Here is a 22367-nt window from a genome sequence, read left to right as displayed (position 1 = left end):
CTCACATAAAAAGGCCTTTTTAGCAAGGCCGGCTGACGCCTATTTATTGTTCAACATTTTAGAAATGGTGCCAAAATCAAGTTTCTCTTTACCGCTTGTAATCGATTGAACGATTTTGTCTTCCAATTCTTTCGGAACACGCTTGTTAGCCAGCTGGGACACCTTCTGAATGACGCCTCTCACCGTGTTTTCATCTTTGAAATTGGCATTTTGCAATGATCCTGCAAGGTTCATGACATCCTTCATGCTGACGCCTGTTTTCTTCTCAATATTTTTGAAAAATTGATTATCCATGGTGTGCCTCCTTTTGTGGAGTAATACGATATTGTATGAATAAAGAGCGGAACATGTGCCCGTAAGACAAGGAAAAAATTCAGAGTGCCCCGTCTCTATACTCCTTCATACATCAGGGAAGCACGGGACTGAACGGTCCCGCGCTTATCCAAAGTCTTGCTAAGGTTTAGCCAAAAAAGGATGCACCGACAATGATCAGAAGGATGAACAATACGACAACAAGAACAAATGTTGAGCCGTAGCCGCCTCCGACATAGCCGCCTCCGTATCCGCCGCAGCCGCCGTAACCGTAGCCGCCGCCGAATCCGCCATATCCGAATCCCATATCTAAGCACCTCCTTTACTCTCTATACTCTATGTGAGCCGACTTGTTTGGCTTGGATAAATGCATAGGGCCGGTGCGGATTTCATTCATTTTAGTGAGAATGCTCATTTTTCTTCAATTTCGCTTCTGTTTCGGCGGCAAACACATCTATCCATTCCTCAAAGCGCGATCCCGCTTCATCAAACTCAGACAGCTGTTTTTCAATAGATAAGATATAGTTGTCATGCTCCCGCTGCTTTTGATTGTGCCGGCGGTATTTACCGTTTATGAATGATTCAAATATATTCATAACATCCCCTCCTCCTATGATCTATGCCGGACAGAGGCAGGCGTTCGGCATAAAACAAAAAAAACCGGAAGCTCCGGTTTTTTAGAAAACGGCTATTTCGGTTTTTTCTTTTGGCCGCAGCCGCAGCCTTTTTTCTTAATTTTTTTTTCGTAAGGCTGATGCACAGTTGATTTGTATGGAGAGTGTTGGGAAGGTTTGCTTGATTGATTCATGGTGATCCTTCCTTTCCTTATGTCATATATGCCAGTTTATGCCGAAAGTGACGGTAAGTTGCTGGTGGAACCGCCTTATTCCTGCAGAAGACGAGAAACCGCAGCTTCAATGATCCCGGCCGCGCCGGCTATGGCTAACAGCAAAATCAGCCATTGCGCGGCCTCGGGGATCACAATCTGCGCCGCAATTAAAAAGGCGGCGCACCATACGCCCGTACACCAGTAGCAGCTGAGAAGTTCACCGATAAATGCCCTGATGCCTTTACCTTTTATGACAATGTAGGTTTCTGTCGTGCCGTCGGGTGCGGTTTCTGTTTTTTCCTCGTGAAAAAGGCTCCGAAGCGGCGCCATAATGGTGTCAAATACGAAAAGCCTGGCCAGCCGGAAAACGGCAAACGATAACAGAATAAATGAAAGCCAATTGATAACCACCTGTTCACTCCTTTTCAAAACTTGACCTCTTTATACATATGCGAAAACCCTGATCTCCATGAATCGCACCTTGTCCGGTAAAAAAATAGGTGCGGTTTAGTTGTTTTTCTTATTCCGCTCGGCGTTTCATTTGCATTATATAGAGTATGAATGAGAAAGGAGTGAAGGTTATGTCGTTTGAAGAAAAAGTCGAAACACTGCAACCGCAAATATACGAACAATTATCCAACGAATTCGAGCAGACGATCGAAGTGATTGATTGCGAAAATGTCACAATAGATACAACACATATAACGGCCGCTCTTTCTATACAAGCCTCAGTTACTACGGCGATTATCCTCGCGACACAGCTCGCGATCGCAGATGAAGACACAGCCGACCAAATCGCAACCGAACTGCTGATCCTGGATGATTGCCAAATAAAAAAGAGGACCGTCATTCAAGTCCTGAACAGCCGCAATATTAAAATCACACTGACAGCAGACGATATCATGGCCTTTGTACAAATTTTGTTTCAATTATTAAATATACTTTTTGCTGAACTAGACATCCTTTAACCTTTCTTTTCAAATATTTAAATAGAGGTGAGAACAAATGGCAGATAACGAAAAATTAAAAAAAGAACTCGAAAATCTACCAGAAGTGGATCCGCTTTTAAAGGTGCTTGTCAGCAATGTCTTCAAAAAACACGGCGTGACAAAGGATAAAATGCGGGAAATACCTGATGAAGAAAAAGAAATGCTGATCGCATTAGTCAAAGACATGCAGGCAAAAACAGAAGCTTTTCTTGAAAGCCAGAAACAGAAAAAAGAGCAGGAAAAAGCGCAAGAACAGCAGACAAATCCGCAAACCCGCAGAGAACAATTAATCGAACAGCTCCGGCAAAGACGCCAAAATCCCGGTCAATAACTAAAAAATAGTGATTTTTATCAGGATAGATGCCTGAGTCAAAATAAGAGGCCGGCTCATTTAATAATAGTAAAAGAAAAGGAGGAATAGATATGGAAAGCAGACCATACTCTTGGGTTGCACTTGATCCTGAATGCGAACATCCGCGAGAAGAAAAAGAAGAAAAAGAAGGAAGAAGATGTAATGTTTGCTGTAACGGACATGGATTTGGCGAAGATAATGCCTTCCTTGACCAAGACCTGGCTCAGGCGAATCTCAACAAACAAGTTTCTGAAGAAGCGATTATTATCAGAGACTCTTGTGATATTAACGTGACGTCAACAGACGTTCAAGCAGTCGCTTCAGTCATGACAGCGATTAATGCAGCAGTCGTAACGGCCACTCTCACTTCAATTGCTGACGGAGTCATCGCCGAATTGGTCGCACAAGACTTATTGCAGCTAACAGCTAACAAACAAATCAACCGTCAAAAACTGCTCATCGAAAACTCCCGCGGCGTAAACGTGACAACAGTAGATGCCGATATCGCAGTGTTGATCTCAACAGCCACAAATTTACTGATTGCCGTCTTAGTCATCACCCTCGTCCTCTAAAAAGAAAAAGCAGAGCTAAAAATGCTCTGCTTTTTCTTATTTTCTCCGCATATGATGAATATATAGACGTTCACCCACACCAAGTGAGGCTCGCGTACATATGTTGTTAAAGACAAAAGTCAAATACCCTAAAAGAAGGAGCTGAAATCCATGAGCTGCGGAAAACACCATGGCCGAGATGAAAGTTGTGTATGCGATGCAGTCGAGAAGATTTTAGCAGAACAAGAGGCTGTTGAAGAACAATGCCCGACTGGATGCTATACGAATCTTTTGAGCCCGACGATTGCAGGTAAAGACACCATTCCGTTTCTCGTATTTGATAAAAAAGGCGGATTGTTCTCCACATTCGGGAACGTCGGAGGATTTGCGGATGACAGCCAGTGCTTTGAGTCCATTTTCTTTCGTGTAGAAAGACTATGCGATTGCTGCGCGACGCTGTCAGTATTGCGCCCCGTAGATGTGCACGGCGACACCCTCAGCGTCTGCCATCCTTGTGATCCTGATTTCTTCGGTTTAGAAAAAACAGAATTTTGCATTGAAGTTGATCTGAGCTGCTTCAGCGCCATTCAGTGCCTTTCACCGGAGCTTGTTAACCGGCCTGAGCCGCACAAAGAGAAAAAGCATCACGGATAGTCATTGATTCGCATCTTTTCTAAAGAGAATCCCCTTCCAATCTTCTATTACAGATGCAATCATCAGCCCGCCCGGACTTCCGGGCGGCTGACTCTCCGATATCGTTTAATCCGGTCCCATTTAAAACGTTAAGGCAGGAGGGATATTATGAACCAGAAAACAACATACTGTGTGCGTGAAGCGGTAGAAAATATTGAAGACCTGCAAAATGCGGTCGAAGAAGATTGCCCGACAGGCTGTTATTCTAACCTTTTATCTCCGGCTTATACATTAGGCAATACAGTGCCGTTCGCCATCTTCACCTCAAAATCGAAACCGTTCACCGCATTCGGAAACGTCGGCGAGCTGGATAACGGTCCGTGTTTTAATACCGTTTTTTTCAGAGTTGAAAGGGTCTGTGACGGCTGTGCCACATTAAGCCTGCTTATTGCTTTTGATGAGCATAAACACATTCTTGATTTTACAGATAAAGACTCTCTCTGCGATGTATTCCGTTTAGAAAAAACGAACTATTGCGTTGAAGTCGATCTTAATAGCTTCTGCGCCATCAATTGCCTGAACCCGAGACTGATCAACCGCACACATTCTTAAATCAAAAAGCATAAAAATAAGCTGCCGGATTAAAGAATTCAGGCAGCTTTTTGTATGGTTAAAATCCAAGCGGATGCAGCGAGGTGATATCGTCTATTGCGAGTTCTGCCGGCGCTCCGTTGCTTGTCGTCCGCAGGAAGATCGCATTATTTTTTCTGCCGACGATTACGCCTCTGTAGGTTTTTCCGTTGGCTTCTATCAGACAAAGGGTCCGCGGCATATTATGCGGCAGCTTCGTTAAGAAATCAATTTTTTCAAGAATGGACATTCTGCTCATCGGCTTTTTCACGCGTTTTGGCGGAACCTTTTCCTCTGGGGCGGCATTGTGAACCGCTTCAGGCTCTTTTTCAGCGGCATCAGGCTCTTTTTTAGCGGCGTCAGGCTTGGCAGTGTCCTGCTCCGCTTGCACCGGAACTTCTTGAACGGCTTCTTCTGACCGGCTGTGCTGTTCAGGTACTTGCTTTTCTGGTTCGACAGCCACTGCTCCTTCAGGCTGAGTTTTACATTCTTCCTCCCGCTTTCCATGCATCGGCTCTTCTTCCGGCGGCTGCGGCGCTTTCCTTTTTTTGATTAATATGTCCTGCATTGATGATTGCGTGTCTGAATAATCCGCCTGAACAATATACATGAGCGGTTTTTTTTCCGCGTTTCTGTTTTGTTTTGACATCTTCATCCCTCCGATTCTGTCATGTTTTATTTATATGACGGAATGATTAAAATCAGAAGAAAGAAAAAAGCAATCCCTGAAAGGGACTGCTTGTTATTTAACGTGCGGTAATATGGAATCCTGAATCCACGTGAAGATTTTCGCCCGTGATGCCTCTTGACAGGTCACTGAACAAGAATGCAGCCGTGTCGCCCACTTCTTCAGGTGTTGTCGTGCGGCGCAGCGGCGCGCGCTCTTCAATTTCTTTCAGGATAGAGTTGAAATCACTGATTCCTTTTGCAGACAGCGTACGGATCGGCCCTGCTGAAATGCTGTTGACGCGGATGTTTTCTTTTCCTAAGTCAGCGGCTAAATATCTCACGCTCGCATCAAGAGACGCTTTTGCCACACCCATTACGTTATAGTTTGAAACGACGCGCTCTCCGCCGAGGTAAGTGAGTGTAACGATGCTTCCGCCTTCAGTCATAATCGGACGCGCCGCTTTTGCGACCGCTGTCAGAGAGTAAGAACTGATGTTATGCGCAAGCAGGAATCCTTCGCGGTTCGTATTTAAATATTCGCCGACAAGCTCTTCTTTGTTTGCAAACGCGATGCAGTGCGCGATGCCGTGAATCACGCCGACCTGCTCTTTAATGCTTGCAAAGCAAGTTTCGATCTCAGCGTCATTTGTCACATCACACGGAAGGATGATGGAATCTTTTCTTTCTAATGTAGCCGCAAGGTCATGAACTGATTTTTCCAAGCGCTCTCCCGCGTAAGTGAAAATGAGGCGCGCTCCGGCTTCATGCAGCGAACGGGCGATTCCCCATGCGATACTGCGTTTATTGGCAACGCCCATCACAACGATGTTGCGGCCTTCAAGTGAGAAATTCATATGTATAAAGCCTCCTGTAATCGTCTTAAAGACATAGTTTTAGTACCTGATCTTAATTTTTATCATATCATAACCTTGTCCAGATTGAAAGCATGGGAAAAAGACCGCGGATGTTGACGCGGCCTCTTTTTTATCTCGTCTGCAGACTGTTCCTTTTAAAGGCAAAATGATTGGTCGGGCCGTGTCCCGCTCCGATGCCGAGCGTATGTTCCACGGCTTCCCGCACAAAATTGACGGCTGTCTCAAACGCGGTCTGAATGTTTTTCCCCTTTGCCGTTTCCGCCGTCAGCGCGGCTGCAAACGTGCAGCCTGTTCCGTGGGTGTGTTTCGTGTCAATATAAGCGTGGCTGATTTGGGTAAAAGACGAACCGTCAAATAATAAATCAACGATTCTCCCCTGTTCAGGCTGATGTCCGCCTTTTATGATGACATGCTTTGCCCCAAGCTTGTAAAGGCGTTTGGCCGCTTTTTTCCGGTCCTCAAACGTGCGGATTTCCATCCCCGTCAATACCTCAGCTTCCGGAACATTCGGCGTCACCGCATAGCTGCGCGGAATTAACAGCTCTTTTAACGCGGCCTGAGATTCCTCACGCAGCAGGGAAGCGCCTCCTTTGGCAATCATGACGGGATCGGTGATGAGATGATCAAGCCCGTACTGATCCGTTTTTTCCGCAATTTCCGCAATCATTTCCGCGCTCCACAGCATTCCCGTTTTTACAGCGTCAGGCCGCAAATCTTCCGCCACCGCGTCAATCTGGCTGCCCAGCGCCTCCCGGGTGAGCGGATAAATGCCGTGAACGCCCAACGTGTTCTGGGCGGTTACCGCTGTAATGGCTGACATTCCGAAAACGCCGAGCTCCTGAAAGGTTTTGAGATCCGCCTGTATACCGGCGCCGCCTCCTGAATCTGATCCGGCAATCGTCAATGCTTTGCATATGCTCATGATGTTTTTCGCTCCTTTCGCATTATCCGATCCATTTATGATAAAAGGATTTCGCTCTGCTGATATCACTTGTGCCGTGTATTAATGCTCTGCCGTCACGAAACAGTACCATCTTGAAATTGTCTGTGCAAAACGAAATTAAATACGGGTTGGCTGAAACATCAAGCCCTGCCCGTCTGAGCTGTCCCGCAAGGTTTTGCAGATCAAACTGTTCGGAAATCCCCGTTCTGATCTGCACCGTGTTCCGTCCGCACAGAACCGCCGCCTTTGTCTGATTTTCATAGGATAAAAACGGAAAATCGTTTGTGCCGCAGCTTGGGCAATCAGCCGACTTAAGACGGGCGACGTTTATTTCTGACCGTTCATTTTTCCATAAATCAAAGGAACGGAGAACATGCTCGATAGATCCGCCCGTTAACAGCTTCAGCGCATCTGCTGCCTGAAAAACGGCCGTCTGCAATACAGCCGGGCTGATGATTCCCGCCGTATCGCATGTCATACCGCCTAAGGGCAATGTCTCAAGCAGACAGTGAAGGCACGGCGTGACACCGGGAATGACGGTAAAAGAGAGCCCGTAGCTGCCGACACAGGCGCCGTACAGAAAGGGAATCCCTTTCTGCACAGCAGCATCGTTCACAATCAGTCTCGTTTCAAAGTTGTCGGCGGCATCCACGATGAGGGAGGCGCCACGAATCAATCCGGGTGCGTTTTCCGCAGTGACATCCATGACAAATCCCTCGACCTCTACATCACTATTTATAGACCGAAGCCGTTTTTCAGCCGCCGCGGCTTTCGGCATTTCCTGTCTGACATCGTCTTCGGTATAAAGCTGCTGGCGCTGGAGATTACTCCACTCCACATAATCTCTGTCAGCGATCGTTACCTTCCCGACCCCTGCTCTGACAAGCATCTCCGCACTTGCCGTCCCAAGCGCACCCGCGCCGATAATCACGGCATGAGATGACCGGAGCTTCTCTTGGCCGGAGGGACCGATCGGCTGAAACAGCTCCTGTCTGGAATATCTGTCCGTCATACCGGAAGACCGTCTCGCGGACTGCTTGCAGTTCCGTAATCTTTCACCGGAATTCTCCCGGCTTCATAAGAAAGACGGCCCGCTTCTACGGCAAGCTTCATCGCCCGGGCCATTTTGACCGGATCATCAGCGCCTGATACAGCGGTATTTAACAGCACGCCGTCAGCCCCGAGCTCCATCGCGTAGGCGGCGTCTTTTGAAGATCCGACGCCGGCATCGACAATGACCGGCACCTTCGCCTGTTCAATGATAAAAGAAAGATTCAGCGGATTTAAAATTCCCTGACCGGAACCGATCGGCGAAGCGCCCGGCATAATGGCATGCACTCCGAGCTCCTCAAGACGTCTTGCGAGCACGACATCGTCTGACGTATACGGAAGCACGATAAATCCCTCTTCGAGCAGCTGTTCTGATGCTTTCAGCGTTTCAACCGGATCAGGCAAAAGTGACCGGCTGCATCCGATGACTTCTACTTTTATCATGTCACAAAGCCCTGAAGCTTTGGCAAGCCTTGCGATTCGGACCGCCTCTTCAGCCGTTGCGGCGCCGGCCGTATTCGGCAGAAGCGTGTATTTAGACAAGTCAAGCTGTTCGAGAAAGTTAGGCTGAGACTCTTCAAAGATGTTCATCCGCCGCACCGCAAAGGTTAAAATATCTGATTCCGAGACGGCCACCGCCTCTTTCTGAATCTCAAAACTCGGATATTTTCCCGTTCCTAACAGCAATCTTGACCGAAACTGTTTTCCGCCTATTGTTAACATCCTCATCCGCCCCCTACAAAATGGACAATTTCTATGACATCGCGGTCACACAAACTTGTATTTTCATAATTCTTTTTTTCAATGATTTCTTTATTTCTCTCCACAACTACGATTCTTTGATCAAGCTGGTACGATTCAAGCAAATCCTGAACCGTCCCCTCTTTTCGATTCCAATCAATTTGTTTTCCGTTCAGCTGAAGGATCATATATGAACAGCCTCCTTGCGATCGATTCGAAACGCTTCTTCCCATTCCCGTTTGACTTGTTGCCCCAAGATCATATCCCGCACCATTACAGCCGTTGCCGGCGCCAACAGGATGCCGTTCCGAAAATGGCCGGCGGCGAAGATGATGCCGCTGTCTTCAGGATGCCGCCCGATAAACGGCTTGCCGTCTTTTGTTCCCGGCCTGAGCCCCGCCCAAAACCGGTCTATTTTCATATGTTCGATGGCGGGAAGCATGGTTTTCGCTTTTGCAATGACGGCCTCAATTCCTCCGATGTCAGGCGTATCGCTCCAGTCACCCTGTTTCATCGTGGCGCCGATGACAAGCCGGCCGCTTTTTCTCGGGACGACATAACAATGATCATGGTAAAGGGTTTTGGTCAGCGGGGTATCGTCATTCCACACGGAAAGGCATTCTCCTTTCACAGGAAAAAAAGGCTGTCCCAAGCCGAGCTGGCTGAAAAACCGGCCGCTCCATACACCGCTTGCAACTGCGACTTTGTCAGCATAAACATCCCCGCCGGACGTTGTGATGCAGTATTCTCCGTTCACCCGTTTTACGGAAGTAACTTGTGTATGCTCATATATGTCAGCGCCATAGCGCCGCGCCCCTTTTGCATACGCTTTGCAAACATAGTACGGTTCGACATGGACATCGTCTTTTATAAAACTGGCGCCGAGAATGTCTTTTGAAGCGTAAGGCTCTTTTTCAAGGGCATCTTCCGCTGAAAGCCAAGTGACGGAAGGCAGATCATCCATCTTCCGTAAACGGGCGATATCTTCTTCGGTATACGCCAGTTTAAGCATTCCGCCGTTATGGCGCCTGATGTCAATGCCGCAAACTTCCTCAAGCTCTTGCCCAGCCGCTTCATACAGCCTTTGACTGTGCATGGCAAAATCAAAAAACGCATCCCGGTTTTCACATTCTGCATGAGCGCCCAGCATTCCCGCGGCAGCGCTTGTCGTTTTTCGGCCGACTTCTCCGCCTTCAAACAAGACAACGTTCTGCTGCGTCTTCGCCAGCTCATAAGAAATGGCGCACCCGATAATTCCGCCGCCGATCACCGCCGTATCATAGTGCTTCTTCATAATCGGCCTCCCTTACCGCGCGTGCATACCGTTTTGCCGCCTCCTCGGGATTTTCAGCTGAGAAAATGCCTGACATGACGGCAATTCCGTCCGGCTTCGCCTGCTTTGTGTGTCCGATCGTCTGCAGTGTCATTCCGCCGATTGCGATAACGGGGATGGAAAGCGTGCGTTTGATCTCTGAAAGCAGGCTGATGCCTCTTGCTTCAAGTCCTTGTTTACATTCGGTTTCAAATATATGGCCGAACACCACATAATCCGCATCTTCCTTTTCAGCTTGGATGGCTTCTTCCAGCGAATGAACCGAACGTCCGATATGAAGATGGGGAAATCTGCTTCGCACCTGCTTTACGGAAAAGCTGCGGGACGGAAGCTGAACACGGTGTATGTTGGCAAAAAGCGCGATATCCGCCCTGTCATTGATGATCAATTTGTCCTTATCCGCACCGCCCTTTTTCAAAAGGGACAAAAGCTGCATGATCTCTCCCGCTGTTTTATCCCGCTCACGGATATGGATAAAGCTCACTTCGCGCTGAATCGATAGAATATCCTCGGCCAGCTCGGCAACGGGTTTGCGATTATCAGTTACCGCGTGCAGCTCCAAAGGATTCCACCTCTTTTCCGTCCTTCTCGGACCAGCCTTCTTTTTGATAAGCCATTCCCCAAAATTGATATTCATAATAGCTTGAAATCACAAAATTCTCTTTCATTTTCGCGCGGATTTCCTCTGTGCTGTTTTCAGCAATCTCGTCAAAACGGCTGATCTGTTCTTCGACCTGCTGTCTGAACCAGTCTCCGCCGTATGTACCGATCCATTTTTCATAAATCGGATGCTCCGGTTTGCACTCTTTTAAGTGTTCGCCGACTTCATAATAAAGCCAATAACAGGGCAGAAGCGCAGCTAATATTTCTCCAAAATTCCCGCTCATCACCGATCTGTACATATGAGACGTATAAGAATAGGCGGTCGGTGCCGGTTTAAATGCCGCACGCTCTTCTTCCGTAATCCCTAAAAGCTCCGTAAACTCGCGGTGCAGCGCCATTTCCGCTTCATATGTCCCTTGAGCGTGGCCCGCCATCCTGCCCGTCGTAAACAAGTCTTCGGCATATGCGGCGCCGAACGCCTGAACTTTTGCAAAATGCGTCAAATAGTAGGAATCTTGCAGCACGTAATAGCTGAAACGGTCTATCGGCAGGCTTCCGTCACCGATTCCCGTTACAAACGGATGAACAAAACTTCCGTCCCACCATTCGGCAGCCGCCTGTCTGCATTCTTCAGAAAATGTCATCATGTCTTCCCCCCTGATAAAATAAAAAAACCACTTTCCCGCATCGGAAAAGTGGTTTGGAATTTAAATGGATAAAAGGAACCCCAAAAAAATACCGCTCCACTTCCCTACGCAGGTCTGAACCTGTTCAAGTTATGAGGGTCTAAAAGTCTCACTTTTATCTCAGCCCTTATGAAGGACACCCCTAGTGGTCATACGATTAATGATTTATTTGTTATGCCTTCTATATTATCACGAATTGGAATTTGGTCAAGCTTCAAGGACTTTTCTCAGTTCCGACACGTAGTTGCGCGAGCCCGTGACGATGAGACGGTCTCCTGTTTTCAGCCGCGTGTCTCCGTGCGGAACGATGCTGTCCACACCTCTGAAAATCCGGACGAAAATCACATCGCCCATCAGCGGAAATTCCCGCAGAATGATGCCGTTATACGCCGGGTTTTCCAGATTGATCTGATATAACGAAGACTCCTCATTCGTCAGGAGGCTCATCACGCCCGGCGCCTCAATTAACGCGCGCAGCAGCGTTTTTGTAGACAGAAGGATAGAAAAAATACTGATGCCCTCTTCTTTCAGTTTTGTTTCATGCTCAACCGAGCCGACGCTTGCGATGATACGCTCAGTCCCTTTCTCTTTCGCTAGTAAGGCGATTTCAGCGTTCACATCTTCATTTCCCGTCGCCACGACAAGAATATCCGTTTTAAAAATACCGTGCGACTCAAGCGTGCCGGGCTCGTAATCAGAAATCGTGTCAACCGAAAAAACGGATTCCGCAAGCGTTTCCCCGGCATTTTCCTGATACACATGGACGACCCGTACTTCATATTCCTCCTCTGGCAATTCCAGCGTAACCGGGAGCGTCATTTGGTTGGCGCCGATAAATGTGATGCGCTTTTTTTCCTGCGGCGCGCTTTGCCGTTTGAATAATTTCTTAAAGCCGATCGGCGTGATGATGCTGGCAATAACCGCAACTAAAGTCAGCGCGCCGGACATATTGGCGCTGATAATGTGGAGCCTTTCTCCGATCGTAGCCGCCGCGATAACAAGCGACAGCGTGGACGTCAGCAAAAAGCCCGAAGCAAACACGGTTCTTTTGTCGTACCATTTCTTTAAATAAAACACCGGGAACATTTTGCTGATAAACAGCGCAAGCAGAAGCAGCGGAATCATCGTTAATGTTTTCGGATCTTGGAAAAGCGTCCAAATGTCCAATTTCACCCCGACCATGACGAAAAAGATCGGAATTAAAAACCCGTAGCCGAAGGAATCCAGCTGTTCCACCATTTCTTTATTCGGAGACAGAAGCGATACCAGAACGCCTGCCAAAAACGCGCCGAGAATATTTTCCGCCCCGAGAGATTCCGATAAAGCGACAAGCACGATAATCAGTGTGAAAATGGCTCTCGTTCCGATCTGCACGGTGCCTTTAGACATCGACTGCACAAATGAACGGTGTTTAAAGATCCGGCCGAAGAAATACAGCACGACCCCCGCGGCAAAGAGAATCAACAGAAGCCACATATTTCCGCTGTCTTCTCCGTAAAGAGAAGAGAAGAAAGCGAGCAGAATCATCGTAGCCAAGTCCGCGATAACGGCGACAAGCAGGATGATCTGACCGATATTGGAGTTCATGATCCGTTCTTCCTTTAAAGTCGGGACCACCACACCGAGTGATATCGTCGAAATAATAAGCGTCATTAAAAATGCGTTTTGTATAAAACCGGCTAATACAAAGGCATAGGACAGCAGCAATGATAAAATAAAGATGCCGAAAAAGATAATCAGTGCGGCAGAAAACGTGTTGGGCGCTTCCTTGCCGTTCGGAAGGAATTGTTTTTTCTTCCCTTTCTCAAATGAAGAAAAATCAATTTCCAAGCCGCTTAAAAACATTAAAAAGATAAAGCCGAGAACAGACAGCGTCTCCAGCCACGTGTCTCCCTGAACGACAAGATTCAGGCCGCTTTTTCCGATAATAAGCCCCATGATGATCTCCGCGACAACGACGGGGATGCTGAGCTTAAACCGATGTAAAAGGAGCGGCGTCAAAAAAGCGACGATCAAAACGACGACTAAAGATGCGACTGATGTGTGTTCCATTTGTAAATACCTCCTTAAAACAAGGGTTATAAAAGCCCGCTTTAAGCGGGCGAAACCTTACTTTTTTTTAAAAACATAACGCATATTCTAACAAGGCTGAACGCGAAAAAAAAGTGATAAGGCTTTATTTCTTTAATTCTTTTTTAATTTGTGCAAAAACAGCGTAATTAGGTATAGGAATTAGCCCCATAATAAATAAAAAACCGTTAATAAGGAGGCTGACACGAATGGCTTACGACATCATCAGCGATATACACGGATGTTATGACGAAATGATCGCCTTAATGCAAAAGCTCGGATATGAAGTGAAAGACGGAACGCCCGTCCATTCTGAAGGCAGAACGCTTGTCTTTGCGGGAGATTTAACGGACAGAGGCCCAAAATCCGTAGAAGTGATGCGTTTTGTGGCAAAAGCATATGAAAAAGGAGCCGTCCGTTATGTCCCGGGAAATCATTGCAACAAACTGTATCGTTACTTAAAAGGAAACCCCGTAAAAGTGATGCACGGACTGGAAACGACGGCAGCCGAACTGAAAGAGCTGTCTCCCGCCGACAGAACGGAAGTCTCCAGACAATTTATCCGATTATATGAGTCAGCGCCGCTTTATGATATTTTACATAATGGCGATCTCGTTGTCGCTCACGCCGGCATAAAAGCTGACGATATCGGTAAATACTCGCGTAAGGTAAAAGAATTTGTTCTGTACGGCGATATTACGGGTGAAACGCATCCCGACGGCAGACCCGTCAGAAGAGACTGGGCTGCCGACTATGAAGGTAAAGCGTGGGTTGTGTACGGCCATACCCCGGTAAAACGCCCCCGGATCGTCAACCATACGATCAACATTGATACAGGCTGCGTCTTCGGCAATCAGCTGACAGGCTTTCGTTTTCCGGAGCATGAAACCGTCTCTGTGGAAAGCTCAATGCCCTATGATGCTTCACGATTTCGCGAGGATCACGGCAGGCAGGCATGAAAAAAGCCCGAAACCGATAAACGGTTCGGGCTTTACATGTGTTCAATTAATGTTTTCATATCGTCAGGCACCGGGGCGTGAAAAACGAGCGTTTCTCCGGTCATGGGGTGTACGAATGAAAGCCGCTCACTGTGAAGAGCCTGCCGGGCAATTCCCTCATTTTTTCCGCCGTACAGTGTATCACCGACTAACGGATGGCCGAGGTAGCTCATGTGCACCCGGATTTGATGCGTCCGCCCCGTTTCCAGCCGCAGGGCTGCAAGCGTAAACGCATGTCCCGCTTTTTCCGTTTGAAAATGCGTCACCGCTCGTTGTCCATCCGGCGTTACCATCCGCTCAATAATACTGTCGTGTTTTCTTCCAATGGGCGCGTCCACCGTTCCTTCCTTCTGCAGCATGATCCCGTGTACGACAGCGAGATACCGCCTGCTGACAAGCCCCTTTTTCTGCGCTGCCGACAAAAGAGAATGGGAAAGCCGATGTTTGGCGATGAGCATCGCCCCCGATGTATCCCTGTCAAGGCGGGTGACAAGATGAACCGTTGATGGCACGCCGCTTTTTCGGTAGTGGCTGATCACTCCGTTAGCGATGCTTTCCGACGGGTGTTCTCTTGATGGAATTGAGGAGACATACGGCTGTTTATTGACCACAAGCACATGGTCATCTTCATAAAGAATATCAAGCGGAACCGGCTCAGGCAAAAGCGTTTCACTCACATGCTCCTTCGGAAATTCAATCTTAAGCACGTCTCCCTCCGCTAACACGGTGCGGACGGTTACATGCTCTCCGTTCACAAGCAGGTCTCCCCCGCCGAATTTAATGTCAGCGAGAAGCCGCTTTGAAATGCCGAGCTGCGCCGTATATTCTTTTACCGTCATGCCGGCTTCCCGGGCAGTCATGTTCTTTTGGATAAAAAAGTTGTCCAATCCGTTTCCTCTTTCTATTCGCCTTTTCCGATAAAGGAATCCTGCACCCTTTTCCAAAACGGAAAAGGGCGGAATCTTGCAAATCTGACTTTTTCATTTGCCACACGGCATAGAATGGACTTGACATCCTTATGCAGCAAGGTTAAATGATCAATTGTGACTTGAAAGTCGACGTCGTTTCTCGGTTTGATGACACAGTTATGATGATCGGGAAGCAAAAGCGGCGAGCCGACAGTCCTGAACACTCTGTTGTTGATGGATGCCATTTCCGCAAGCTGAATCGCCCTGATGGAAGGGTGGATGATCGCGCCGCCTAACGCCTTATTATAAGCCGTGCTTCCGGAAGGCGTGGACAGACATAAACCGTCTCCCCTGAACGTTTCAAACAGCTGGCCTTTAATTTCCACGTCAGCGACGAGACTGCCTTCTATGCTTTTGATTGTACATTCGTTCAAAGCCAGATACCGCTCCTCACGCTCTTCATCATGATAAGTGACAATCACCTCAAGAAGGGGATACTCCACGGTATGATACGGCGTTTTGGCAATGGCCAGAACGAGCTTTTCTATCTCCTGCGGAACCCAATCGGCATAAAAACCCAAATGCCCCGTGTGAACTCCGACAAAAGCCGTTTTATCAAGACGGTCGCTGTACCTGTGAAATGCGTAAAGAAGCGTTCCGTCACCGCCGACGGAAATAACGATTTCCGGCTCTTTTTCATCCAAGGTCATATCAAAATCGAGTAAATACGCCTGTATTTTGCTTTTCAGTGTATCTGAAACCTCGTCTCCTTTTGAAGAAACGGCAAATTTCATGCCATTCCCCTCCTTTCCTTCCTACTGGCGGTCTCCCGCTTTTTTCTTTCGCGAGAACGCGGCTTGGGCTTCCTGGATTTCTCCGCGGATTTCTGACATTTCTTCATCGAGCCGGGATGCGGCTTCTGAGGCCCGCTGCAGCCTCAGCTTTACTTTTTCGGGAATGTTTCCGCTGTATTTGTAATTCAGTGAATGCTCAATGGTTGCCCAAAAGTTCATGGCAAGCGTCCGAATCTGTATTTCCACAAGAACGTGCTTTTCACCGGACGTTGTTTGTAAAGGATATAAAACGACAAGGTGGTAAGACCGATATCCGCTTTCCTTATGCTCTGCTATGTAATCCCGCTTATCGACAACGGTAAAATCTTTTCTGGCAAACAGCATATTTTTGACGATCTGGATATCATCGACAAATTGGCACATAATACGCAGCCCCGCGATATCCTGCATCGTTTCAATCTGATGAAGCGGTATGCTTTTTCGTCTCGCTTTTTCAAGTATGCTCGCCACCGGCTTCACGCGGCCTGTCACAAACTCAATCGGTGAGTGGTCATCTTCATACTCATAAAGGGTTCTGACGCCTTTCAGCTTCACCTTTAATTCTTCAACAGCCTGGCGGTATGGCGCTAGAAATTGCTCCCATTGTTTGTCATCCATCGTACATCCCCCAATTCCGAACCTGTTCTAAAGAAATACGTTTTTCACTTTTTCTTCCATATCTCCGTAGTTTGCATTATCTTTAATATTTTCAAGAAGATAATCGAGTTCTTCATGCAGCCCTGAAAGTTCAACCGTTTTCCCGCCGGCCTCAAGGACCGCCGGTTTTCCTTGGTCTAAGGCTTCTTTCAGATCCGGCCAGACATGTTCTTTTATAATGACATATTCAAAAGAGTCAGCTGATTCAAGTATGTATACAAAAGCAAAGTGATCGGAATCAACAAGCATTTGACCTGAGGCTTTGCGTTCCGCTCCGCTTAAGTCTTCTCCGCACTTCAAGCGGAGCGCGTCTTCTGTTAATGATGCATTCTGGATTTCAATTCTCTTTTGCATAATGTTCTCCTTTTTTAACAAAGTACAGCATTTATTTTATCATATCAAGGTCGATATTGATAAACGTAACCTCTAAAGAGATAATGGGAATTATACAATTTTTCGTCCTGAAAGGAAGACTGTCATGACCCAAGAAATAGAAATTGAATTCAAAAACCTGCTGACAAAATCAGAATTTCTGAAGCTGAGTGAAGCACTCTGCATGAAAGAACATGATTTTAAACAGCAGGTCAATCATTATTTCGACACGAAAGATTTTTCCCTGAAACAAAAAAAATCAGCACTCCGCATCCGAGAAAAAGACGGCTCGTTCGTTCTGACTTTAAAAGAACCTGCCGCGGTCGGTCTGCTGGAAACGCACCAACAGCTTGCGGCGGCACCGGATCTTGACGTCTTCAAGATTCCGGATGGCCCCGTCAAACGGCAGCTGGACGGTCTAGGAATCCGTTCAGAACACATTTGCTGCTTCGGAACGCTGTCGACCGCACGCGCGGAAAAAGAATCAGAAAAAGGCTTAATCATTTTAGATCACAGCCGATATTTAGAGAAAGAAGACTTTGAATTGGAATTCGAGGCTGCTGACTGGGATGAAGGAAAACGGGCGTTTGAACAATTGCTCAAGCAATTCGGCATCCCAGAGCGGATCACGAAAAATAAAATCCAGCGTTTTTATGAACAGAAACAAAAAAAGGTGGAATGACACAGTGAATATAACGAATTGGGCGGCCCTTCTCCAGCTGCAGTCAATGGCGCTGCAATCAATCTCTCATACAAACACGGCTTCAGGCGGACAATCTTCAGAAAGCCCGCTCGCCAATTTCAGCGCGCTGCTCAGCCAGTATACGGACACAGCCGTCCGGCAGCAGCCGGAATCGGGAATTTTAAACGGTGTGCGGACCGCTCACGCTTCATATTCACCGAGAATTCCCGTTTCATCCGGTTCCGCGGCAGCTTCCCCGGGCATAAAGTCTCCGGATGCGGCTTCTGACATCAGCACCGGAAACTTTTCAATAGACAGCGCCATTCAGAAAGCGGCCGAAAAATACGGAGTGGACGAAAAGCTGATCCGCGCGGTTATTAAACAGGAATCAGGCTTTAATCCGAAAGCTGTCAGCGGTGCGGGGGCAATGGGACTGATGCAGCTCATGCCTTCCACGGCAGAATCACTCGGGGTGTCAAACCCGCTCGATCCCGTCCAGAACGCTGAGGGCGGCACAAAGTACTTAAAGCAGATGCTCACGAAATACGACGGAAATGTATCTCTCGCGTTAGCCGCCTACAACGCAGGCCCCGGCAACGTAGATCGGTACGGAGGCATTCCGCCGTTTAAGGAAACACAGCAATATGTCAAAAACATAACCCGGCAGTATTACGCGTAAACCAGAGAGGCTTCCTTCGCCCTCTGGTTTTTTTGCGGAGTGAAATCTTACACATGAATGAAGGCGATGTGATATGATATGAAATACAAGCGCCTGACAGAAAGGCACTTTGTTTGTAGAAATAAAATGTTATTGCTAAAATATACAGTAACTGAAGATAGTAAAACTGAAAGATAAATTCGCAATGGGAATTATGATTCCTATTAGCCATATAAAGGAGTAGTCAACATGGGACAATCGTTTAACGCACCATATGAAGCGATTGGAGAGGAACTTCTATCGCAACTTGTTGATACTTTTTATGATCGTGTCTCGTCTCATCCCTTGCTGAAGCCGATATTTCCAAGTGATTTGACTGAAACGGCCAGAAAACAAAAGCAATTTTTAACCCAGTATTTGGGCGGACCTCCTCTTTATACTGAAGAGCACGGACATCCCATGCTCAGGGCAAGGCATCTCCCCTTTCCGATTACGGACGAGAGGGCTGATGCGTGGCTAAGCTGTATGAGCAAAGCGATGGATCAGGTCGGGCTGGAGGGCGATATTCGTGAATTTCTGTACGGGCGTCTGGAACTGACGGCCAGGCATATGGTAAACCAGTCAGAAGCGGAGGATCGATCATATTGACGAATTATCAGCATGAGCAATACTTCGCCCATTGCCACGGACATCCAAAAAAACCGCTCGAAATTTACATGTTTGTCGACCCTTTATGTCCTGAATGCTGGTCGCTGGAGCCCGCCATAAAAAAATTAAAAATCAAATACGGACGTTTTTTCACCCTGCGGATCATTGTTTCCGCGAGCATTACATCGCTGAATAAGCAAAAGCGGAAAAAACACCTTCTTGCCGAAGCTTGGGAAAAAATTGCGAACCGTTCCGGGATGCCCTGTGACGGAAGCCTTTGGCTTGAGCAGGATCAGCCTCTTTCATCGCCCTACCTTGCCGCACTCGCTTTAAAAGCGGCCGAACTGCAGGGAAGAAAAGCGGGCATTCTGTTTCTCCGCAGCATGCAGGAAAGCCTGTTTGTCTCCAAGCAGAATATTACGGATGAAGACGTTCTTTTAGAAATTGCTGAAAAGACGAAATTGGATGTTGAAGAATTCAAGCGCGACCTCCATTCGCAAAGCGCGGTAAAAGCGCTTCAGTGCGATATGAAAATCGCGGCGGAAATGGACGTCACCGTCAACCCGACATTGACGTTCTTTAACAGCCTGCATGATGATGAAGGGCTGAAGGTTCCCGGCAACTATTCTTATGACGTATACGAAGAGATCCTATTCGAAATGCTCGGGGATGAACCGAAGCCTTCTGAAACGCCGCCTTTGGAATGTTTCATTGAATATTTCCGGTTTGTCGCATCGAAAGAAATCGCACTCGTTTATGATTTGAGTCTAGAAGAAGTTGAAAAAGAAATGAAAAAACTGGCATTCGCCAAAAAGGTCGCCAGAGTGGAAGCAAAGCACGGTCTGTTTTGGAAATCTCTGGCCGGCACCCAGGAGGATGTCACCTGTTGTGATCATTAAAAAAAGCTGATTCCTTACGGAGCCGGCTTTTTTTGTGCAAATAAAGAAACCGCGCCGGGATAAGCGCGGTTTCATATGTCTTAACGACAACAAAGGGGATGGGAGAAATTTTTCACGGTCAAACAAAGGGGTAATGTTTGTTTGTGATCAATTTCACATCCTTATCATATCAAATCTTGTCGAGTTTTGACAAGCCATAAGATTAATGTTCATATTTTTGTCACAAAACATAACTGACTGCTTGTTTTCATAGAATATATCAATCATAAACAAGGAGGGAAATCAATGCTCCGCACCGTATTGATCATCGGAATGATTGTGTTTTTCTTCTTTTTAAACCTGCTGGCCATGATGCACATGCTGCCGATTTACATTACATCTCCCCTGCTGTTTCTGTCCATATTGTTTGCCCTGTACCGGCTGAATCACCGAAAAACGTTTAAGGGGTTTTAGAAAAAGCCTGCGCATCTTATGCACAGGCTTTTTTGAATTACGAAGGGTTCACTTTCGAAAGAAGCTCTTCCATTTCATTCAGTTTCTCTTCAAACATTTTGCAGGCCGCCTCGATCGGTTCAGGCGATGTCATATCGACTCCCGCTTTTTTCAGTATGTCGATCGGATATTCCGAGCTTCCCGCTTTTAAGAATTCGGTATAGCGCTCCACCGCAGGCTTGCCTTCTTTTAAGATCTGGCTGCTCAGCGCTTGGGCCGCACTGTAGCCTGTCGCATATTGATACACATAATAATTGTAATAGAAATGCGGAATTCTTGACCATTCCAGACTGATTTCTTTATCAATCACCATGTTGTCACCGAAATACTTTTTATTCAGATCATAATAAAGTTCGTTTAGCAGTTCAGGCGTTAGCGGCTCGCCTTCCTGCGCTTTCGTATGAATCAGATGCTCAAATTCAGCGAACATCGTCTGTCTGAACACTGTGCCTCTGAACCCTTCAAGCATGTGGTTGAGCAGGTACAGACGCTGTTTTTCATCCTTTAAGCTGTTCAGCATATATTCACCGAGCAGCGCTTCATTAGTCGTTGAAGCGACTTCAGCGACAAAAATGCTGTAGTTACCGTACGGATACGGCTGATATTTTCTCGTATAGTAGCTGTGCACGGAATGGCCGAACTCGTGAACGAGCGTAAACAGATTATTGACATTGTCATGCCAGTTCATCAAGATGTACGGATTCGTGCCGTATGTACCGGACGAATAAGCACCGCTGCGTTTTCCTTTGTTTTCGTATACATCGACCCAGCGGTTTTCAAGTCCTTCTTTTAAAATAGACGCGTATTCCTCGCCCAGCGGAGCAAGTCCTTTGAGCATATAATCTTTCGCTTCCTCATATGTGACCTTCATTCCCGAATCTTTTACAAGCGGTGTGTACAGATCATAAATATGGACTTCATCAAGGCCGAGCACCTTTTTCCGCAGGTCAATGTAACGGTGTAATAACGGAAGATGTTTATTGATCGTTTTGATAAGGTTATCGTAAACTTCTTCAGGGATGCTGTTATTGGATAACGCCGCTTCCCGTGCTGATTTATACTTTTTCACACGGGCGTAAAAATTATCTTTTTTCACAGTGCCGCTGAGTGTAGTCGCCATCGTGTTTTTATACTGTCCGTATGTTTTATATACGGCTTCAAATGCGTTTTTGCGGACTTCACGATTGCTGCTTTCCAGGAAATTAATAAAGTTGCCGTGTGTGATTTGAGTTTCCTTGCCGTTTTCATCTTTAATCGACGGAAACGTAATATCGGCGTTATTTAAAACGCTGAATGTATTGGAAGGTGACGACAGCGCTTCTGAGGCTTCCGCAAGCAGGGCCTCTTCTTGTTCGCTCAGCACGTGCGGACGCTGTTTTGTAATTTCTTCAATTGCATGGGAGTAAAGCTTAAGCTCCTCTTTTTCCAGAATAAACTGGTGCAGCTTGTCCTCCTGAATCGCCAGAATTTCCGGTTCAATGTAAGCAGTCGCGCTGGCAGCCTGAGAATACAGGCTTGCGGCTTTGTCGTTCAGCCCTTGGTAGAAAGAATTTCCCGTATCCTGGTCTGAGCGCATATGTGCGTATGCATAAAGTTTCCCAAGGCGGTTCGTCACTTCATCCTGTGCCGTAAGCGCCGCGTATAAATTATCAGCCGAATGAGCAAGCGTGCCTTTAAAAGAAGATAAATTCGGAATTAATTCTTTAACTGCTTGAAATTCTTTATTCCAGGCCTCATCACTAGGAAAAATATCCTCTAGTCTCCATGTATGCTCTGCCTTTACTTCACTTCTGTCAGGCAGCTGTGCTGCTTTATTTTCCTCAGTCATGGTGATCCCCCTCGTTTTCTTTACTTCAAGCCAATTGAAAAAACGATTGTTTCTCCAAAAACTTGTGTTGTGATTATCTTCCGGCTTTTCACTGCCTTTTGTCAAATCATATGCGGCATATAAGAC

30 protein-coding genes and 1 riboswitch are annotated in these 22367 nt (G+C 47.0%); of the genes, 11 read left to right on the top strand and 19 right to left on the bottom strand.

What is annotated here, in order from left to right:
* Window positions 1-39 precede the first annotated feature (39 nt).
* From ACWJJ4_RS11060 to ACWJJ4_RS11045, 4 genes are all read right to left on the bottom strand, one after another.
* On the bottom strand, window positions 40-294 hold the full coding sequence (locus ACWJJ4_RS11060) for a stage VI sporulation protein F (RefSeq protein ID WP_003154986.1): 255 nt from the start codon (window positions 292-294) through the stop codon (window positions 40-42).
* A 166-nt stretch (window positions 295-460) separates the two neighbouring features.
* A complete protein-coding gene (locus ACWJJ4_RS11055; protein ID WP_070081640.1) occupies window positions 461-619 on the bottom strand; it encodes a YjcZ family sporulation protein in 159 nt (52 codons plus the stop codon).
* Between the two features lie 91 nt (window positions 620-710).
* Complete coding sequence (locus ACWJJ4_RS11050) at window positions 711-908, bottom strand: hypothetical protein (protein ID WP_077722067.1); 198 nt, start codon at window positions 906-908, stop codon at window positions 711-713.
* Window positions 909-1195: 287 nt separating this feature from the next.
* Window positions 1196-1552, bottom strand: a complete 357-nt coding sequence (locus ACWJJ4_RS11045; protein WP_015388440.1) for a DUF1360 domain-containing protein — start codon at window positions 1550-1552, stop codon at window positions 1196-1198.
* A gap of 170 nt (window positions 1553-1722) precedes the next feature.
* Here ACWJJ4_RS11045 and ACWJJ4_RS11040 point away from each other — a divergent pair, with 170 nt between their 5' ends.
* From ACWJJ4_RS11040 to cotZ, 5 genes are all read left to right on the top strand, one after another.
* A complete protein-coding gene (locus ACWJJ4_RS11040; protein WP_003154992.1) occupies window positions 1723-2109 on the top strand; it encodes a spore coat protein in 387 nt (128 codons plus the stop codon).
* Between the two features lie 37 nt (window positions 2110-2146).
* Entirely contained in the window at window positions 2147-2461 is a 315-nt protein-coding gene (locus ACWJJ4_RS11035) for a hypothetical protein (RefSeq protein ID WP_003154993.1), read from the top strand.
* 92 nt (window positions 2462-2553) lie between these two features.
* Window positions 2554-3054, top strand: coding sequence for a spore coat protein (locus ACWJJ4_RS11030; RefSeq protein ID WP_044802820.1), 501 nt, complete (start codon window positions 2554-2556; stop codon window positions 3052-3054).
* Between the two features lie 150 nt (window positions 3055-3204).
* Window positions 3205-3687 (top strand): spore coat protein CotY, encoded by a 483-nt coding sequence (cotY, locus tag ACWJJ4_RS11025; protein ID WP_061890540.1) that lies wholly within the window; start codon window positions 3205-3207, stop codon window positions 3685-3687.
* A gap of 147 nt (window positions 3688-3834) precedes the next feature.
* Complete coding sequence (gene cotZ, locus ACWJJ4_RS11020; RefSeq protein ID WP_061890539.1) at window positions 3835-4278, top strand: spore coat protein CotZ; 444 nt, start codon at window positions 3835-3837, stop codon at window positions 4276-4278.
* A 58-nt stretch (window positions 4279-4336) separates the two neighbouring features.
* On the opposite strand, the gene ACWJJ4_RS11015 is transcribed toward cotZ, so the two are convergent.
* The 10 genes from ACWJJ4_RS11015 to ACWJJ4_RS10970 all read right to left on the bottom strand — a co-directional run bounded on the left by ACWJJ4_RS11015 (window position 4337) and on the right by ACWJJ4_RS10970 (window position 13248).
* Complete coding sequence (locus ACWJJ4_RS11015; protein WP_077722066.1) at window positions 4337-4945, bottom strand: CotO family spore coat protein; 609 nt, start codon at window positions 4943-4945, stop codon at window positions 4337-4339.
* A 97-nt stretch (window positions 4946-5042) separates the two neighbouring features.
* Window positions 5043-5819 (bottom strand): enoyl-ACP reductase FabI, encoded by a 777-nt coding sequence (gene fabI / locus ACWJJ4_RS11010; protein ID WP_077722065.1) that lies wholly within the window; start codon window positions 5817-5819, stop codon window positions 5043-5045.
* A 130-nt stretch (window positions 5820-5949) separates the two neighbouring features.
* A complete protein-coding gene (thiD, locus tag ACWJJ4_RS11005) occupies window positions 5950-6762 on the bottom strand; it encodes a bifunctional hydroxymethylpyrimidine kinase/phosphomethylpyrimidine kinase (protein WP_077722064.1) in 813 nt (270 codons plus the stop codon).
* 22 nt (window positions 6763-6784) lie between these two features.
* Complete coding sequence (gene thiF, locus ACWJJ4_RS11000; protein ID WP_077722063.1) at window positions 6785-7795, bottom strand: thiazole biosynthesis adenylyltransferase ThiF; 1011 nt, start codon at window positions 7793-7795, stop codon at window positions 6785-6787.
* A complete protein-coding gene (thiG, locus tag ACWJJ4_RS10995; protein WP_088005363.1) occupies window positions 7792-8562 on the bottom strand; it encodes a thiazole synthase in 771 nt (256 codons plus the stop codon). The genes thiF and thiG overlap by 4 nt, the downstream gene beginning before the upstream one ends.
* Complete coding sequence (thiS, locus tag ACWJJ4_RS10990; RefSeq protein ID WP_003155008.1) at window positions 8559-8762, bottom strand: sulfur carrier protein ThiS; 204 nt, start codon at window positions 8760-8762, stop codon at window positions 8559-8561. The genes thiG and thiS overlap by 4 nt, the downstream gene beginning before the upstream one ends.
* Window positions 8759-9868 (bottom strand): glycine oxidase ThiO, encoded by a 1110-nt coding sequence (gene thiO / locus ACWJJ4_RS10985; protein ID WP_070081634.1) that lies wholly within the window; start codon window positions 9866-9868, stop codon window positions 8759-8761. The genes thiS and thiO overlap by 4 nt, the downstream gene beginning before the upstream one ends.
* Entirely contained in the window at window positions 9852-10469 is a 618-nt protein-coding gene (gene tenI, locus ACWJJ4_RS10980) for a thiazole tautomerase TenI (protein ID WP_003155010.1), read from the bottom strand. Before tenI ends, thiO begins: the two co-directional genes overlap by 17 nt.
* Window positions 10447-11154 (bottom strand): thiaminase II, encoded by a 708-nt coding sequence (gene tenA / locus ACWJJ4_RS10975; RefSeq protein ID WP_003155011.1) that lies wholly within the window; start codon window positions 11152-11154, stop codon window positions 10447-10449. The genes tenI and tenA overlap by 23 nt, the downstream gene beginning before the upstream one ends.
* A gap of 87 nt (window positions 11155-11241) precedes the next feature.
* Window positions 11242-11350, bottom strand: a riboswitch (TPP riboswitch).
* Window positions 11351-11403: 53 nt separating this feature from the next.
* Window positions 11404-13248: a monovalent cation:proton antiporter family protein gene (locus ACWJJ4_RS10970; RefSeq protein WP_102421730.1), complete on the bottom strand. Its 1845-nt coding sequence runs from the start codon at window positions 13246-13248 to the stop codon at window positions 11404-11406.
* A 227-nt stretch (window positions 13249-13475) separates the two neighbouring features.
* Between ACWJJ4_RS10970 and prpE the strand changes: the two genes are divergently transcribed.
* On the top strand, window positions 13476-14225 hold the full coding sequence (prpE, locus tag ACWJJ4_RS10965; protein ID WP_070081632.1) for a bis(5'-nucleosyl)-tetraphosphatase PrpE: 750 nt from the start codon (window positions 13476-13478) through the stop codon (window positions 14223-14225).
* A 32-nt stretch (window positions 14226-14257) separates the two neighbouring features.
* Here the strand turns inward: prpE and ACWJJ4_RS10960 are convergent, their stop codons facing one another.
* The 4 genes from ACWJJ4_RS10960 to ACWJJ4_RS10945 are packed head-to-tail and all read right to left on the bottom strand — an operon-like array spanning window position 14258 to window position 17016.
* Window positions 14258-15151, bottom strand: a complete 894-nt coding sequence (locus ACWJJ4_RS10960; protein ID WP_070081631.1) for an RluA family pseudouridine synthase — start codon at window positions 15149-15151, stop codon at window positions 14258-14260.
* A 14-nt stretch (window positions 15152-15165) separates the two neighbouring features.
* Entirely contained in the window at window positions 15166-15966 is an 801-nt protein-coding gene (locus ACWJJ4_RS10955) for an NAD kinase (RefSeq protein WP_003155018.1), read from the bottom strand.
* A gap of 21 nt (window positions 15967-15987) precedes the next feature.
* Entirely contained in the window at window positions 15988-16623 is a 636-nt protein-coding gene (yjbM, locus tag ACWJJ4_RS10950) for a GTP diphosphokinase (protein WP_003155019.1), read from the bottom strand.
* 27 nt (window positions 16624-16650) lie between these two features.
* Complete coding sequence (locus tag ACWJJ4_RS10945) at window positions 16651-17016, bottom strand: UPF0738 family protein (RefSeq protein WP_070081630.1); 366 nt, start codon at window positions 17014-17016, stop codon at window positions 16651-16653.
* Window positions 17017-17140: 124 nt separating this feature from the next.
* On the opposite strand from ACWJJ4_RS10945, the gene ACWJJ4_RS10940 reads away from it, so the two are divergent.
* The 5 genes from ACWJJ4_RS10940 to ACWJJ4_RS10920 all read left to right on the top strand — a co-directional run bounded on the left by ACWJJ4_RS10940 (window position 17141) and on the right by ACWJJ4_RS10920 (window position 20374).
* Window positions 17141-17716 (top strand): CYTH domain-containing protein, encoded by a 576-nt coding sequence (locus ACWJJ4_RS10940; RefSeq protein WP_070081629.1) that lies wholly within the window; start codon window positions 17141-17143, stop codon window positions 17714-17716.
* Between the two features lie 4 nt (window positions 17717-17720).
* Window positions 17721-18395 carry a lytic transglycosylase domain-containing protein gene (locus tag ACWJJ4_RS10935; RefSeq protein ID WP_278071730.1) on the top strand — a complete coding sequence of 225 codons (675 nt, stop codon included), beginning with the start codon at window positions 17721-17723 and terminating at the stop codon, window positions 18393-18395.
* A gap of 228 nt (window positions 18396-18623) precedes the next feature.
* On the top strand, window positions 18624-19022 hold the full coding sequence (locus ACWJJ4_RS10930) for a globin domain-containing protein (RefSeq protein WP_326375283.1): 399 nt from the start codon (window positions 18624-18626) through the stop codon (window positions 19020-19022).
* Window positions 19019-19921: a protease adaptor protein SpxH gene (spxH, locus tag ACWJJ4_RS10925; protein ID WP_003155024.1), complete on the top strand. Its 903-nt coding sequence runs from the start codon at window positions 19019-19021 to the stop codon at window positions 19919-19921. Before ACWJJ4_RS10930 ends, spxH begins: the two co-directional genes overlap by 4 nt.
* Window positions 19922-20206: 285 nt before the next feature.
* Window positions 20207-20374, top strand: coding sequence for a hypothetical protein (locus ACWJJ4_RS10920; protein WP_003155026.1), 168 nt, complete (start codon window positions 20207-20209; stop codon window positions 20372-20374).
* Between the two features lie 37 nt (window positions 20375-20411).
* Here ACWJJ4_RS10920 and pepF read toward each other — a convergent pair whose 3' ends face one another.
* Window positions 20412-22241, bottom strand: a complete 1830-nt coding sequence (pepF, locus tag ACWJJ4_RS10915) for an oligoendopeptidase F (RefSeq protein ID WP_003155028.1) — start codon at window positions 22239-22241, stop codon at window positions 20412-20414.
* Window positions 22242-22367 lie beyond the last annotated feature (126 nt).

Source organism: Bacillus sp. JK62 (assembly GCF_053663455.1).
The sequence above is the reverse complement of the archived record's forward strand: the minus strand, read 5'-3'. Positions and strand labels throughout refer to the sequence as shown.

Excerpts from the sequence above, each read along its gene's own strand:
- tenA (WP_003155011.1), bottom strand. The coding sequence starts at position 11,154 with ATGACATTTTCTGAAGAATGCAGACAGGCGGCTGCCGAATGGTGGGAC.
- ACWJJ4_RS10945 (WP_070081630.1), bottom strand. The coding sequence starts at position 17,016 with ATGCAAAAGAGAATTGAAATCCAGAATGCATCATTAACAGAAGACGCG.
- pepF (WP_003155028.1), bottom strand. The coding sequence starts at position 22,241 with ATGACTGAGGAAAATAAAGCAGCACAGCTGCCTGACAGAAGTGAAGTA.
- yjbM (WP_003155019.1), bottom strand. The coding sequence starts at position 16,623 with ATGGATGACAAACAATGGGAGCAATTTCTAGCGCCATACCGCCAGGCT.
- thiG (WP_088005363.1), bottom strand. The coding sequence starts at position 8,562 with ATGAGGATGTTAACAATAGGCGGAAAACAGTTTCGGTCAAGATTGCTG.
- thiS (WP_003155008.1), bottom strand. The coding sequence starts at position 8,762 with ATGATCCTTCAGCTGAACGGAAAACAAATTGATTGGAATCGAAAAGAG.
- cotZ (WP_061890539.1), top strand. The coding sequence starts at position 3,835 with ATGAACCAGAAAACAACATACTGTGTGCGTGAAGCGGTAGAAAATATT.
- cotY (WP_061890540.1), top strand. The coding sequence starts at position 3,205 with ATGAGCTGCGGAAAACACCATGGCCGAGATGAAAGTTGTGTATGCGAT.
- ACWJJ4_RS10940 (WP_070081629.1), top strand. The coding sequence starts at position 17,141 with ATGACCCAAGAAATAGAAATTGAATTCAAAAACCTGCTGACAAAATCA.
- ACWJJ4_RS11040 (WP_003154992.1), top strand. The coding sequence starts at position 1,723 with ATGTCGTTTGAAGAAAAAGTCGAAACACTGCAACCGCAAATATACGAA.
- ACWJJ4_RS11035 (WP_003154993.1), top strand. The coding sequence starts at position 2,147 with ATGGCAGATAACGAAAAATTAAAAAAAGAACTCGAAAATCTACCAGAA.
- ACWJJ4_RS10955 (WP_003155018.1), bottom strand. The coding sequence starts at position 15,966 with ATGAAATTTGCCGTTTCTTCAAAAGGAGACGAGGTTTCAGATACACTG.
- ACWJJ4_RS11015 (WP_077722066.1), bottom strand. The coding sequence starts at position 4,945 with ATGTCAAAACAAAACAGAAACGCGGAAAAAAAACCGCTCATGTATATT.
- ACWJJ4_RS10970 (WP_102421730.1), bottom strand. The coding sequence starts at position 13,248 with ATGGAACACACATCAGTCGCATCTTTAGTCGTCGTTTTGATCGTCGCT.
- thiO (WP_070081634.1), bottom strand. The coding sequence starts at position 9,868 with ATGAAGAAGCACTATGATACGGCGGTGATCGGCGGCGGAATTATCGGG.
- ACWJJ4_RS10920 (WP_003155026.1), top strand. The coding sequence starts at position 20,207 with ATGCTCCGCACCGTATTGATCATCGGAATGATTGTGTTTTTCTTCTTT.
- thiF (WP_077722063.1), bottom strand. The coding sequence starts at position 7,795 with ATGACGGACAGATATTCCAGACAGGAGCTGTTTCAGCCGATCGGTCCC.
- ACWJJ4_RS11055 (WP_070081640.1), bottom strand. The coding sequence starts at position 619 with ATGGGATTCGGATATGGCGGATTCGGCGGCGGCTACGGTTACGGCGGC.
- fabI (WP_077722065.1), bottom strand. The coding sequence starts at position 5,819 with ATGAATTTCTCACTTGAAGGCCGCAACATCGTTGTGATGGGCGTTGCC.
- prpE (WP_070081632.1), top strand. The coding sequence starts at position 13,476 with ATGGCTTACGACATCATCAGCGATATACACGGATGTTATGACGAAATG.
- ACWJJ4_RS10930 (WP_326375283.1), top strand. The coding sequence starts at position 18,624 with ATGGGACAATCGTTTAACGCACCATATGAAGCGATTGGAGAGGAACTT.
- thiD (WP_077722064.1), bottom strand. The coding sequence starts at position 6,762 with ATGAGCATATGCAAAGCATTGACGATTGCCGGATCAGATTCAGGAGGC.
- ACWJJ4_RS11050 (WP_077722067.1), bottom strand. The coding sequence starts at position 908 with ATGAATATATTTGAATCATTCATAAACGGTAAATACCGCCGGCACAAT.
- ACWJJ4_RS11030 (WP_044802820.1), top strand. The coding sequence starts at position 2,554 with ATGGAAAGCAGACCATACTCTTGGGTTGCACTTGATCCTGAATGCGAA.
- ACWJJ4_RS11060 (WP_003154986.1), bottom strand. The coding sequence starts at position 294 with ATGGATAATCAATTTTTCAAAAATATTGAGAAGAAAACAGGCGTCAGC.